Consider the following 13,141-nt stretch of genomic DNA (forward strand, 5'->3'; position numbering starts at 1 on the left):
CTACGGGCCAAGACCCCACTTGTGGGGGCATCCCGCGCGGCGATGTCCACCGGGCTCCCGCGCGCGGGTGCGATCCACCGATCGCGGGAGACGACTGTCGACCACGTCCGGGCGTTCCTAGCGTGGCGCGCATGGACTCCTCCGAGGATGTGCGCGCCCGGTGGGCGGCCGGGCTGCGCGATGCCGCCGCGCGCGCCTACGCGGCCGGCCATGGCGCCGAGCCGCCCGCGCCTCACCCGACGCGGTGGCGGCTCGACCTGCGCACCGCCGCGACCGCGATCGTGGTGCTCGTGATCATCGCCGCGGTGGCGTGGTGGGGGTTGCGAGGGGAGTCGCCGGCGGCGGTGGTCTCCAGCGCCTCGCCGGGCGCGTCGAGCGGCGCCGCGGCGGACGCGTCGCCGGGAGCCTCGCCTGGGCTCGGGGCCGCATCCGGCGCGCCGCTGATCGTGCACGTGAGCGGCGCGGTCGGCAGCCCAGGTCTGGTCGAGGTGACCGCGGGCGCGCGCGTCGCGGACGCGATCGAGCGCGCGGGCGGCCTCGCGCGGCGCGCCGACGAGTCCTCCGTCAACCTCGCCCGGCCCGTCGCGGACGGCGAGCACATCGTGGTCGCGCGGCTGCCCGGCTCGCGCGGAGGTGGGACGTCGGTGGGCGGGGCGTCGGTCGGCGGGACGGGCGCGGCGTCCGACGGCTCGGCGCTGATCAACCTCAACTCCGCGGATGCGACGGCGCTCGAGGCCATCCCGGGGGTGGGTCCGGTCCTGGCCGCCCGCATCGTGGAGGACCGCGAGGCGAACGGACCCTTCCTCACGCTCGAGGACCTCGAGCGGGTGTCGGGGGTCGGACCGTCGATCGTCGGCGCGCTTGCAGGCGTCGCGACCACGTGACCCCGTGGGCGGGTGGGGTGACCTGCGGCTCGTCCCCGCGGCCGCCGCCGTGTGGACCGTGTCGCTCGCGACGTGGTCCGCTGGACCGCGTGGCGGGGCGCTCGGGGCCGCGGCGTGGGGAGCGCTCGCAGTGCTCGCGTGCGCCGGGGTCCTGCTGGGGATGCGAGGCGCGGCGACGCGCGCGTCGCAGGGGCTGGCGCCGCTGCTCGTGCTCGCCGCGGTGGCCGGCGCCGCCGCCGCGCTCACCTCGGGCGCGGCGGTGTCGTCGCGCGCGTGGATCTCCGCGCACGAGCACGCGTGGGTCGAGGCCCGCGGGCTCGTGACCGAGGTGCGGCCCGTCCATTCCGCCGCCGCGGAGCCGCGTGTCGCGGTGCGCGTGGACGTCGAGGCGTGGCGTGAGCCCGGATCATCGGTGTGGCGACGCGGTGCCGGCCTGGTGGTGCTCCTGACGGACGCCGCGGACGCGCCCGAGCGCGGTGGCGAGGTCACCTGGCGCGGCACCACGTCGCCGTCGACGCACGGGACCGTCGACGCGCTCATCGCTGGGCGCATCGGTGAGGCGGCCCCGCCGGCGGGGTGGCGGGCCGTCGCTGCCGGCGCGCGCGAACACCTGCGTGACGCGCTGATCGGCGCGGACCCCGTCACCGCGCCCGTGGTCGCGGGCATGGTGGTCGGGGACACGTCCGCGATGGATCCCGCGCTGGTGGCCCAGATGCGTGTCTCCGGGCTCGCGCACCTCACGGCCGTGTCGGGCGCGCACTTCGCGATCCTCGCGGCGGCGGTCGGCGCGGGGCTCCGGCGCACGCGCGCGTCACCGGTCCTGGTCGCGCTCGGCACCCTGCTGGCGTGCGTCGCGTTCGCCGCGACCGTGTCGGGTGGCGGATCGGTGCTGCGGGCGCTCGCGATGGCCGCCATCGCCGCCGGGGCGCTCATCGCGGGGCGGCGGGGGCAGACCGTGCCCGGGCTCGCCGCGACGGTGATCGTGCTCATCGTGGTGAGGCCCGAGCTCGCGCGCGACGCGGGGCTCGCGCTGTCCGTCGCCGCGGTGGCGGCCATCGGGCTGCTCGCCCCTGGCCTGGCGGCGCGCCTGCGCCGCCGGCTCGCGGCCCCGCTGGCCGACGCGGCCGCCCTCACCCTCGCGGCGCAGGCGGCCTGCCTGCCCATCCTCGCCGCCATCGAGGCGGGCGTGGGCCCGTGGGCGGTGGCCGCCAACGCGGTGGCCACGCCCGCGGCGATCCCCGTCACCCTGCTCGGGGTCGCGGCGCTCGTGCTCGGCGGCCCCCTGCCGGCGGTGGCGCACGCGCTCGCGCAGGCAGCGGCGGCCTGCGCCTGGCCCGTGGTGCTCGCGGCGCGTGCCTTCACCTCCGCGCCGGGGGGCGAGCTCACGTCCGCGATCGGCGCGCGGGGCGTGATGCTCGGCATCGTGTCCGTGGTCGCGCTGGCGTTGGCCGCTCGCGCGCCGCGTCCGTGGTGGGCCTGGGGTGTCGCGATCGCGTGCGTGGCCGCGGCGCTTCTCCACGCCCCGCCGAGGTGGCTGCCCGCCGCGCTGGGCGGGGCGATCGACGGGTGGACGGTGGTCGCGTGCGACGTGGGGCAGGGTGACGCGCTCGTGGTGCGTGCGGGTGGCGCGGTGGTGATGGTGGATGTGGGCCCGTCGGGGGAGGCGGCCGCCGCCTGCCTCGCGCGGCTCGGCGTCGACCGGGTCGACCTGCTCGTACTGACGCACGAGCATGCGGACCACACGGGCGGGCTCGACGCCGTGCTCTCCGCCGCGGAGGTGAGCCGCGCCTGGCTGCCACCGGGAGCGTCGGCCGCCACCGCATCGTCCCTCGCGGGCGTCGACGCTCGCACGCCCGCCCCCGGGGACGCGGTCCGTGTGGGCGGGGTGGAGATCGCGGTGCTCCAGACGGGACCGCCGCCCGCGTCGCGCGAAGGTACCGAGGTGAACGACTCGTCGACCGTGCTCCGGCTCGAGGCCGACGGGCTGGTGACGGCGGCGCTGGGCGATCTCGAGGTCGGAGGGCAGCGGCGGCTGGAACGGGTGGCGGGTGCGCTCGGCGCGGTCGACGTGGTCAAGGCCGCGCATCACGGCTCGGCCTCGCAGGATGAGGCGCTGATCCGGGCGATCGGCGCGCCCGTCGCGCTCGTGTCCGTGGGGGAGGGGAACGACTACGGACACCCCGCGCCCGAGGCCCTTGCCCTCTACGGCGCGGGCGGCGCGACGGTGCTGCGGACGGACCTGTGCGGGGACGTGGTGCTGGGTGTGCGCGAGGGCGAGACGGTGCTGGTCAGGGAGTGTCGGACGGCCGTGGGAGGCTAGTGCCCATGGCGGGACGGCAGGCACCTCAGGCGACCTGGTATCGCGCCGCGCCCGCGCCGGTGGTGCTGATCTCGGGTCCCGAGAAGCTGCTGGCGTCGCGCGCCGTCGAGCGCGTCACGGCGACCATGCGCAAGGCCGGTGACATCGAGGTGAGCCGCCTCGACGCGAGCGCCTACGCCCGCGGCGGCCTCGCGGGCGCGACCAGCCCGTCGCTGTTCGCGGACCCGGGGCTGGTGGTGGTCGAGTCGCTCGAGGCGATGAACGACGACTTCCTCCAGGACGCGCTCGCGTACGTGGCGAATCCCGACCCCGAGTGCGTGGTGGTGATGCTGCACGGCGGCGGCGTGCGCGGCAAGAAGCTGCTCGACACGCTGCGCAAGGGCGGTGCCCCCGAGTACGCGTGCCCCGCGATCAAGAAGGACGCGGAGCTGGTCGACTTCGTCACCGGGGAGTTCGAGCGCGCCAAGCGGCCTGCGCCGGCGCGCGCCATCCGGGCGCTCGTGGACGCGATCGGCGAGGACGTGCCCGAGCTCGCGGCGGCCTGCGCCCAGCTGATGAGCGACGTCGACGGCTCGATCGACGAGGCCGCGGTGGCCCGCTACTACGGCACCCGCGTCAACGCCACGGGTTTCGCCGTCGCGGACGCGGCCATCGCGGGTCGCACGGCGGACGCGATCGCGCTGGTGCGCCACGCGCTGTCGACCGGGACGGACCCCGTGCCCCTGATCGCCGCCCTCGCCTCGAAGCTGCGCACGCTCATCAAGGTGGGCGCCGCGCGCGGCAGGGGGGTGAGCCTCAAGGAGCTCGGCATCCAGCCGTGGCAGGAGGACCGCGCACGCCGCGACCTGCGTCGCTGGGACGCGGACACACTCGCGCTCGCGGTCCAGGCGGTCGCACGCGCGGACGCGGAGATCAAGGGCGCCTCGCGCGCGCCCGGCTTCGCTCTCGAGCGCTGCGTGCGCACGGTCGCCGAGCTCGCCGCCTGACGCTGGGCGCGGCTCAGCTCAGCGCGCCCGCCGCCTGACGCGCGGCCCCCACCCGCCCGCCGCGCGCGCCAGGGGGAAGTCAGAGACGGTTCGGCGGCATCGTCGATTCCTGCGGGGAAGTCAGCGACGCGAGGCCCGCGCGACCGCGCGCTCGACGTACTGCGGGTCGCCCGAATCGCCTGTCGAGGCGCCGCGTCAACCGTTTCCCCGCAGGAGCATGTGAACCCTCGAAACCGTCGCTGGTTTCCCCATAGGAGCCGGCATGCCAGGGAGGGCTGCCCGGAACGCACGAACGCCCCGATCGCCGAAGCGATGCGGGGCGTAGGTGCGTGGAGGTCGCTTAGAGAGCGGCGACCTGCTTGGCCAGCGCCGACTTGCGGTTCGCGGCCTGGTTCTTGTGGATGACACCCTTGGACACGGCCTTGTCGAGCTTGACGGAGGCGGTCTTGAGGGCGGTCTCGGCGGTGGCCTTGTCGCCGGCGGCGATGGCCTCGCGCACCTTGCGGACGTTGGTCTTGAGCTCCGACTTGACGGCGACGTTGCGCAGGCGAGCCTTCTCGTTGGTGCCGATGCGCTTGATCTTCGACTTGATGTTTGCCACAGCGTTCCTTCTGCGTCTTGGTGAAAATTCTGGGGGTGGAGCGCGAGCAGGCGCTCACACACGAACGGAAATTGTATCAGCGATGGTGCTCTTTGAGCGAACCGGCGACGCGATCGAACGTCGCGCGGTCGAGGATCGCGCCCTCGCGGCGCACGCTGGAGGGGTCGACCCGCAGGATCCTGTCGAGCCGAACCTCGCTCGGCCGCCCCTGAGAATCCCACGGACCGGCGCCGATGTCCATCCAATACCGCCCCCAGCGAGCCTCCTGCGCCGCGTCGAGGTCGTGGTCCTGGCTGGTGAGCATGAGCGCCAGCAGCCACCGTCCGTCGCGCCCGATGAGCAGCACCGGGCGGTCCTTGCCCTGAGAGTGGTCCTCCTCGAACGGCACCCAGGTCCACACGACCTCGCCGGGGTCGGGGCTGCCGTCCAGGGTGGGCGAGTAGGAGACGCGCGGGACACCTGTGAAGTCGCCCGGGTAGGACGGGACCGTGGGGGCGGCGGTGGACGATGCGCCCGGCCGGGGGGTGGTGCGGACGGCCCGGACGATGCGCCGGAACAGGTCGAACAGGGAGCTCACCCCGCCGACGGTACCGGCCCCTCGTGCGGCTCCGCCACGGGGGAGGGGCCGCGGAGGTCGAGCTCCTCGACGGGCTTGGCGTGGCCGAAGAGGAAGCCCTGGCCGAGCGTCCAGCCGTGCTCCTGCGCGATCGCGCGCTGCGCCTCGGACTCGACGCCCTCGATCACGCCGGACATTGCAAGGCTCCGGGTGAGCGCCGCGACGGTCGTGGAGATGCGGTCGCCGGTGCCGCGGTCGCCCAGGCGAAGCGTGAACTCGCGGGCGAGCTTGAGACCCGAGACCGGGTTGAGGAGCACCGAGCTGAGCGCGGAGTAGCCGGTGCCGAAGTCGTCGATGATGAGGTCGACGCCCAGCGCGGTGAGCCCCTCGAGGTCGGAGCGGGCGGCCTGGGTGGCGATCAGCATGCCCGACTCGGTGATCTCGAGCCCGAGCCGGCGCGGGTCGATGCGCGTCGCCTCGAGCGCCTGGGTGACCACGCGGGTGAGGTCGGCGGAGCCGATCTGCCGTGTCGACACGTTGACGAACACGCGGCCGGTGAACTCGGGGTGCGCCGCGATGAACTCGCACGCCTGCGAGATCACGAACGCGCCGAGGGGCACCACGAGGTTCGCCTCCTCGCACACCTCGATGAACTCCTCGGGGAGCAGCAGCCCGCGGTTCGGGTGGTTCCAGCGCACCAGCGCCTCGTAGGCGACCACCTCGGCGGTGTCGAGGCGCACGATCGGCTGGTAGTGGACCACCAGCTCTCCCTCGCGGATCGCGGCACGCAGCTCCGACTCGATGGACAGCTTGTTCAGCGCGTGCGAGCGGAGCTCGCTGGTGAAGACCTCGACGCGTGCGCGGCCGCGCTGCTTGGCCGCGTACATCGCGGTGTCGGCGTTGCGCAGCAGGCTCTCCGCCGTGATGTCGGGCTCGGCGAGCGCGAGCCCGGCGCTCACGGTCGGCACCACCTCGTGGCCGCCGACCGTGAAGGGGATCTGCACGTCGGAGGCGATCACGGTGAGCAGCGCCTCCGCGGCCGCCTGCGTCGCGACGGACTCGAGGACCACCACGAACTCGTCGCCGCCGAGCCGTGCGACGGTGTCGCCGGGGCGGACGGCTCCCTTGATGCGGCGCGCGATCGCCTGGAGGAGCGCGTCGCCCGCCTCGTGGCCGAGCGAGTCGTTGACCACCTTGAAGTGGTCGACGTCGAGGAAGATGCACGCGATCGTGTGGGCGTCGGTGCGGCGCGACTCGAGCGCGCCCTCGAGCCGCTCGAGCAGGTTGGTGCGGTTCGCGAGGCCGGTGAGGTGGTCGTACATCGCGCGCCGCTCGAGCAGGTCCTTGGCGCGGCGGATCTCGGTGATGTCCTCGACGTGGACGAAGTAGCGTGCGCCGCCGCCGGGCGCGGCGCCGTCCTCCGCGTCCGCCTCGGGGGCGAGGGTCACCGTCATGCGCGTCCACACGGCGTCGCCGTTGCGGTGCAGCAGGCGGGTCTGCGCCTGGAAGTAGGGCAGCTCGTCCTGGTCCAGCTGCGACCTGAGCTCCTCGTGGTGCGAGACGTCGTCGGGGTGGGTGAGCTCGCGCAGCCGGTAGGTGCGGAGCCCTGCCACGGTCCTGCCGGCGATGCGCGCGAACGCGTCGTTGGCGTCGAGCACCACGCCGTCCGCGCCGAGCACCACCATGCCGATCGGCGAGCCGTCGAACGCCGGACGGAACAGGCTGGACTCCGTCATGCTCGCCTCCTCGGTCGTGGCCGCGCACGGGATGCACACGGTTCCGTCCCTTGTATCGGCACGTCGGCGGCGGCCATGAGGGTTTCGGGCCGCCGCGGTGCCGCCCGACTTCATGGGAGAATAGCCCGCACCTTTCCGTCCGAGCCGAGGAACCGTCATCACCGTGTCCGCAGATCCCCGCATCGAGCCCGCCTCGACCCAGCCGGCGCTCATCCGCAACTTCTGCATCATCGCGCACATCGACCACGGCAAGTCGACCCTCGCGGACCGCATGCTCCAGCTCACCGGCGTGGTGGAGCCGCGTCAGATGAAGGCGCAGTACCTCGACCGCATGGACATCGAGCGCGAGCGCGGCATCACCATCAAGTCGCAGGCCGTGCGCATGCCGTGGTCGGTGGACGGCGAGCCGCACGCGCTCAACATGATCGACACCCCCGGCCACGTGGACTTCACCTACGAGGTGTCCCGCTCGCTGGCCGCCTGCGAGGGCGCGATCCTGCTGGTCGACGCCGCGCAGGGCATCGAGGCCCAGACCCTCGCGAACCTGTACCTGGCGATGGAGAACGACCTCACCATCATCCCGGTGCTCAACAAGATCGACCTGCCCTCGGCGGACCCGGACCGCTACGCGGCGGAGCTCGCGCAGCTCATCGGCTGCGAGGTCGAGGACGTGCTGCGGGTCTCGGGCAAGACGGGCGCCGGCGTGCCGGAGCTGCTCGACCGCGTGGTGCGCGACATCCCCGCGCCCGTCGGCGACGCGACGGCACCTACCCGCGCGATGATCTTCGACTCGGTCTACGACACCTACCGCGGTGTGGTCACCTACGTCCGCGTGGTGGACGGCTCGCTCAAGCCGCGCGAGAAGATCGCGATGATGTCGACGCTTGCGACGCACGACCTGCTCGAGATCGGCGTCATCAGCCCCGAGCCCGTGCCCACCAAGGGCCTGGGCGTCGGCGAGGTCGGCTACCTCATCACCGGCGTGAAGGACGTGCGCCAGTCGAAGGTCGGCGACACCGTCACCGCGGCCGCGCGCCGCGCAGAGGAGTCGCTCGGCGGCTACCGCGACCCCAAGCCGATGGTCTACTCGGGCCTGTTCCCGCTCGACGGCTCGGACTTCCCGATCCTGCGTGACGCGCTCGACAAGCTGCAGCTCAACGACGCGTCGCTCGTCTACGAGCCCGAGAGCTCGGTCGCGCTCGGCTTCGGCTTCCGCTGCGGCTACCTGGGCCTGCTCCACCTCGAGATCGTGCGCGACCGTCTCGAGCGCGAGTTCGGCCTCGACCTCATCTCGACCGCCCCGAACGTGGTCTACGAGGTCCAGATGGAGGACGGCAAGGTCCACACCGTCACCAACCCGTCGGAGTTCCCCGGCGGCAAGATCCACGAGGTGCGTGAGCCCGTGGTCAAGGCCTCGATCCTGGTGCCGAGCGAGTTCATCGGCACCGTCATGGAGCTGTGCCAGGAGCGTCGCGGCGTCATGGGCACCATGAACTACCTCAGTGAGACGCGCGTCGAGATGCACTACACGCTGCCGCTCGCCGAGGTGGTCTTCGACTTCTTCGACCAGCTCAAGTCCCGCACGCGCGGCTACGGCTCGCTCGACTACGAGCCCGACGGCGACCAGGCCGCGGACCTTGTCAAGGTCGACATCCTGCTCCAGGGCGAGCAGGTCGACGCGTTCAGCGCGGTGGTCCACAAGGACAAGGCGTACTCGTACGGCCTGTCCATGGTGGGCAAGCTCAAGGACCTCATCGACCGCCAGCAGTTCGAGGTGCCCATCCAGGCGGCCATCGGCTCCCGCATCATCGCCCGCGAGACCATCCGCGCGATCCGCAAGGACGTGCTCGCCAAGTGCTACGGCGGCGACATCTCGCGCAAGCGCAAGCTGCTTGAGAAGCAGAAGGCCGGCAAGAAGCGCATGAAGAACATCGGCTCCGTCGAGGTGCCGCCGGAGGCGTTCATCGCGGCGCTGTCCACGTCCGACGACGGCTCCGACAAGGGCAAGAAGAAGTAGGTGCTCCCGTCCGACGCGACGGATCATGCCCTCACCAGGCATGATGAGCACATGAATACCGCTGTGGGGGCGCGGGACTTCGGCGTCTACGTGCATGTGCCGTTCTGCTCGGTGCGCTGCGGCTACTGCGACTTCAACACGTACGCCCCCGGCGAGGTCGAGGGCGCGACCCGCGAGGGCTACGTCGAGGCCGCGCTCAGGGAGATGGATCTGGCCCGTACCGCGATGCCGGGCGACACGCGTGCCGCCCGCACCGTGTTCTTCGGTGGCGGCACCCCGACCATGCTCGACTCGTCCGCCCTCATCGCGCTGCTCGACGGGATCCGCGGCACCTGGGGTCTCAGCGCCGACGCCGAGGTGACCACCGAGGCCAACCCGGACTCGGTCACCAAGGAATCGCTGCACGCGCTCGCGCGCGCCGGGTTCACGCGCGTGAGCCTCGGCATGCAGTCCGCCGTGCCGCACGTGCTGCGCACCCTCGACAGGACGCATAACCCCGCGAACGTCGCGCGCGCCGTCGCGGCGGCCCGCGACGCCGGTCTCAAGGTCAGCCTCGACCTCATCTACGGCACGCCGGGGGAGTCCCTGAGCGACTGGCGCGCGAGCCTCGAGGCCGTGATCGCGCTGGAGCCCGATCACGTGAGCGCGTACGCGCTGGTGATCGAGCCGGGCACGCGCATGGGCGCCCAGCTGCGCCGTGGTGAGGTCGAGCCTACGGACCCCGACATCCAGGCGGACATGTACGAGCTCGCGGACACGCTGCTGTCGGCGGCCGGCTACTCCTGGTACGAGGTCTCCAACTGGGCGCGCGAGCCCGCCGACCGCTGCCGGCACAACATGGCGTACTGGCGCAGCCAGGACTGGTGGGGCGTGGGACCGGGCGCGCACTCGTACCTCGGGCCGCGCACCCTCCCCGACGGCGACGCCGTCTCCGCGCGCCGCTGGTGGAACGTCAAGCACCCGCGCGCGTACGCCGCGCGGCTGGCCGAGGGGGCAAGCCCCGAGGCCGAGGGCGAGGAGCTCGCCGGCGAGGACCTGCGGCTCGAGCAGGTCATGCTGCGCCTGCGCCTGTCCGAGGGCATCCCCGCCCAGCTCGTCGAGGGCCGGGCGGAGGCGGTGTCGCGCCTCATCGCGGACGGGCTGCTCGACGGCGCCGCCGCGCTGCGCGGGACGCTCAAGCTCACCCGTCGTGGCCGCCTGCTCGCGGACCTCGCGGTGCGCGCGCTCGCCTTCTGACGGGCGGGCCGCGGCGGCGTCAGCACCACCGTCAGCGCCACCGCCCGCGCCGCCTCCCGCGACTCGCCGCCGCCACCTGGGCGCTTCGCGCGCGGTATCGGATGTCCGCCGCGGCGCCTACCCTTGACGGCTGGACGCATCCCGGAAGGAGGGGCGGCCGGGCAGGCCGCCGCACACGCTCATCGCCACGCAGACCATCGCACGGGACACCGCTCCCGACACCGCCGACCGCGGCGTCCCTCACGGGCGCATCGCGGGGCTGGACGGCCTGCGCGCCCTCGCGGTGATCATGGTGGTGGCGTTCCACCTCGCGCCGTCGGCGCTCCCCGGAGGCTTCGTGGGCGTCGACATGTTCTTCGTGCTGTCGGGCTTCCTCATCACCACGATCCTGCTGCGCGAGCACGCCCGCGGCGGACGCCCGTCGCTGCGACGCTTCTGGGTGCACCGCGCGCGTCGCCTGCTTCCGGCGCTGGGCATCACGGTGGTGGCCGCCGTCGCCGCCGTGTCCGCCGCCGCCTGGATCGGGAGCCTCGCGGGCACGCCGGTGGAGGCGAGCCCGTGGGGTGACCTGCTGGTCGGGAGCGGCGCCCAGGTGGTCGCCGCGGCGACGTTCACGAGCAACTGGGCGGCGATCGCCACCGGGCAGAGCTACGCCGCCGCCGCGTCCCCCCACCTGCTCGAGAACCTGTGGTCTCTCGCGGTCGAGGAGCAGTTCTACCTGCTGTGGCCCCTGGCGGTCGTGGCCGTGGTCGCGGTGGGGTGGACGATGCGCGGTGCGGCCCGGGCGGCCGCCCTCCTGGCGCTCGGGTCGGCGTGGGCGATGGCGGCGCTGCTGCCCGCCGACGGCGATCCGACGCGCGTCTACATGGGCACCGACACGCACGCGTTCGGGCTCATGATCGGCGCGGCCCTCGCGTTCTGGTGGGCGCGGCCCGCGACGCGCGCCTCTCTCGCGGCGCGGCGGCCGCGCGCGATCAGCGTGGGCTTCGTGAGCGCCGCGGCCCTCGTCGCGATCGCGGCCTTCCTGCCGTGGGACTCGGCCTGGACGTACCGCGGCGGCCTGCTGCTCGCCTCCGTCGCCGCCGCCGGGGTGATCCACATGCTCGTCGCCGTCCCCGCCCTCGGCGAGGTGCTCGACGCGCGTCCCCTGCGCTGGCTGGGCGACCGTTCCTACGGGATCTACCTGTGGCATTGGCCGCTGCTCGTGATCGTCGTCACGGCGCTCGACGGGGGACGGGTGCGTGACGCCTCGGGGCTCGCCGTCGCGATCACCGCGGCCGCCACGCTCGCCGCCGCGGCAGCGTCCTACCGGTGGGTCGAGGCGCCCGTGCGTCGGCTCGGCTTCCGCAGGGCCGCACGCATGAGCGTCCGCCTGCTCGCCCCGCGCCCCACGCAGTCGCCGGGCTCGCGCGTCCGTCGCCGCCCCGTCGTCCTCGTGACGGCCGTCGCGGCGGCGCTGACCGCGACCGCGATCGCCGGCATCGTCCACGCCCCCGCGCAGACGGCGCTCGAGGCGCGGCTCGCGGAGGGTGCGCGCGTCGCCGCGCAGGCCGCGAGCACGCCGCCCGCGCCTGCCGCGACGCCCTCGACCGTACCGACGCCCGGAGCCCGCGCATCGTCCGTCCTCGGGACCGTCGCGCCGGCGCTGCCGGCCCGCGTGCCGCCGCCGGGCGCGCTGCCGAAGCCCATCCCTGAGACGCCCGACGGCCGCGACGTCACGGTGGTCGGCGACTCCGTGGCGCTGGGTTCCGCGCCCGCGCTCGCGAAGGCGTTGCCGGGCATCGCGATCGACGCGGAGGTGGGCCGCCAGTTCCAGGACGGCGTGGACCGTGTCGAGTCCCTCGCACGCCAGGGGAGGCTCCGGGACTACGTGGTGGTCGCGCTCGGCACCAACGGCGCGGTGCCGGGCGACGAGGTCGACCGCCTGCTCGCCGCGGTCGACGGCCGCCCCGTGGTGATGGTGACACCGTTCGGCGACCGCTCGTGGATGGAGGGGTCGCAGCGCGCCGTCCGCGATGCCGCCCACGGCAACGACGCGGTCCTGCTCGCGGACTGGCAGCGCGCCGTCGAGCGGGATCCGTCCGTCCTGGGCCCCGACGGCATCCACCCCGACGAGCAGGGCATGACCGTGTTCGCGCGGGTGGTGACGGACGCGCTCACCCGCGCCAGCATCGTGCGCTGACCCCGAGCACGCGAAGGGCCGGGCCCCGGGTCGCCCCGAGGTCCGGCCGTGGCGTCGTGCCCGCTACTTGATGAACGGGATGACGAGCGGGATCTTGTAGTACTCGCCGCTGTTGGCCTTCACGCCCGCCACGATCGAGATCACGAGCGCGTAGATCAGGTAGGCGATCATCAGCGGGATGGTGACGAAGAACCCGAGGAAGAACGTGAGGAACCCGAGCGCGACGCCACCCACCACCACCACGAGCGAGGTGAGCTGCAGGTTGAGGTTGGTCTTGCCGTGCCAGTCGACCAGCGCGGAGCGCTCGCGGTAGATGAGCCACATGATCAGCGGCACCAGGAACGCGAGCGTGCCTCCGGTCACCACGAGGGCGACGGCGGCGAGGATGTGCACCAGCATCGCGATGGTGCGGGCGTCGCTCTCGAGCATGGGCGCGGGGGCGACGTGGGTGGGCGGCGCGGGCGCCGCCTGGGGCTGCTGCGGCGAGTCGGCCTCGGGGGGCACGGTCCCGTCCGCAGGGATCTGAGGCTGGGTGGTGTCGTTCATGGCTTCAGGCTCGCAGGAAAGGCAGGGCCCCGCATCCACCACGAGGGGGAGCGGGGCCCTGATTCGGATCGGGGTGC

At 73.7% G+C, this 13,141-nt stretch carries 10 protein-coding genes; 6 read left to right on the forward strand and 4 right to left on the reverse strand.

Annotation, left to right across the window (positions count from 1 at the left end; translation table 11 throughout):
- The first annotated feature begins 131 nt into the window (after positions 1-131).
- From AOM01_RS03505 to holA, 3 genes are read left to right on the forward strand one after another with little or no spacing between them, the layout of a single operon-like run.
- Positions 132-884, forward strand: a complete 753-nt coding sequence (locus AOM01_RS03505; RefSeq protein ID WP_062289056.1) for a ComEA family DNA-binding protein — start codon at positions 132-134, stop codon at positions 882-884.
- A 4-nt stretch (positions 885-888) separates the two neighbouring features.
- Complete coding sequence (locus tag AOM01_RS03510) at positions 889-3,204, forward strand: ComEC/Rec2 family competence protein (protein WP_062289058.1); 2,316 nt, start codon at positions 889-891, stop codon at positions 3,202-3,204.
- A gap of 5 nt (positions 3,205-3,209) precedes the next feature.
- On the forward strand, positions 3,210-4,190 hold the full coding sequence (holA, locus tag AOM01_RS03515; RefSeq protein ID WP_062289061.1) for a DNA polymerase III subunit delta: 981 nt from the start codon (positions 3,210-3,212) through the stop codon (positions 4,188-4,190).
- A 340-nt stretch (positions 4,191-4,530) separates the two neighbouring features.
- On the opposite strand, the gene rpsT is transcribed toward holA, so the two are convergent.
- The 3 genes from rpsT to AOM01_RS14330 all read right to left on the reverse strand — a co-directional run bounded on the left by rpsT (position 4,531) and on the right by AOM01_RS14330 (position 7,083).
- Complete coding sequence (gene rpsT / locus AOM01_RS03520; protein WP_062289062.1) at positions 4,531-4,791, reverse strand: 30S ribosomal protein S20; 261 nt, start codon at positions 4,789-4,791, stop codon at positions 4,531-4,533.
- A gap of 76 nt (positions 4,792-4,867) precedes the next feature.
- Entirely contained in the window at positions 4,868-5,368 is a 501-nt protein-coding gene (locus AOM01_RS03525) for a type II toxin-antitoxin system PemK/MazF family toxin (protein WP_082109947.1), read from the reverse strand.
- Positions 5,365-7,083, reverse strand: a complete 1,719-nt coding sequence (locus AOM01_RS14330; RefSeq protein WP_169746505.1) for a putative bifunctional diguanylate cyclase/phosphodiesterase — start codon at positions 7,081-7,083, stop codon at positions 5,365-5,367. The genes AOM01_RS03525 and AOM01_RS14330 overlap by 4 nt, the downstream gene beginning before the upstream one ends.
- A gap of 163 nt (positions 7,084-7,246) precedes the next feature.
- Here AOM01_RS14330 and lepA point away from each other — a divergent pair, with 163 nt between their 5' ends.
- From lepA to AOM01_RS03545, 3 genes are all read left to right on the forward strand, one after another.
- Positions 7,247-9,100, forward strand: coding sequence for a translation elongation factor 4 (gene lepA / locus AOM01_RS03535; protein ID WP_439645094.1), 1,854 nt, complete (start codon positions 7,247-7,249; stop codon positions 9,098-9,100).
- Between the two features lie 51 nt (positions 9,101-9,151).
- Complete coding sequence (hemW, locus tag AOM01_RS03540) at positions 9,152-10,336, forward strand: radical SAM family heme chaperone HemW (RefSeq protein ID WP_082109949.1); 1,185 nt, start codon at positions 9,152-9,154, stop codon at positions 10,334-10,336.
- A gap of 259 nt (positions 10,337-10,595) precedes the next feature.
- Positions 10,596-12,518, forward strand: coding sequence for an acyltransferase family protein (locus AOM01_RS03545; protein ID WP_267127724.1), 1,923 nt, complete (start codon positions 10,596-10,598; stop codon positions 12,516-12,518).
- A gap of 63 nt (positions 12,519-12,581) precedes the next feature.
- Here the strand turns inward: AOM01_RS03545 and AOM01_RS03550 are convergent, their stop codons facing one another.
- Positions 12,582-13,064: a DUF4870 domain-containing protein gene (locus tag AOM01_RS03550; protein ID WP_062289077.1), complete on the reverse strand. Its 483-nt coding sequence runs from the start codon at positions 13,062-13,064 to the stop codon at positions 12,582-12,584.
- Between the last annotated feature and the right edge of the window lie 77 nt (positions 13,065-13,141).

It is taken from the genome of Demequina phytophila (assembly GCF_000971135.1).
Taxonomy (GTDB): domain Bacteria; phylum Actinomycetota; class Actinomycetes; order Actinomycetales; family Demequinaceae; genus Demequina; species Demequina phytophila.

What these genes read in the sequence shown, in the direction of transcription:
- AOM01_RS03505 (WP_062289056.1), top strand. Translation starts at nt 132, where the DNA reads ATGGACTCCTCCGAGGATGTGCGCGCCCGGTGGGCGGCCGGGCTGCGC.
- holA (WP_062289061.1), top strand. Translation starts at nt 3,210, where the DNA reads ATGGCGGGACGGCAGGCACCTCAGGCGACCTGGTATCGCGCCGCGCCC.
- AOM01_RS14330 (WP_169746505.1), bottom strand. Translation starts at nt 7,083, where the DNA reads ATGACGGAGTCCAGCCTGTTCCGTCCGGCGTTCGACGGCTCGCCGATC.
- hemW (WP_082109949.1), top strand. Translation starts at nt 9,152, where the DNA reads ATGAATACCGCTGTGGGGGCGCGGGACTTCGGCGTCTACGTGCATGTG.
- AOM01_RS03550 (WP_062289077.1), bottom strand. Translation starts at nt 13,064, where the DNA reads ATGAACGACACCACCCAGCCTCAGATCCCTGCGGACGGGACCGTGCCC.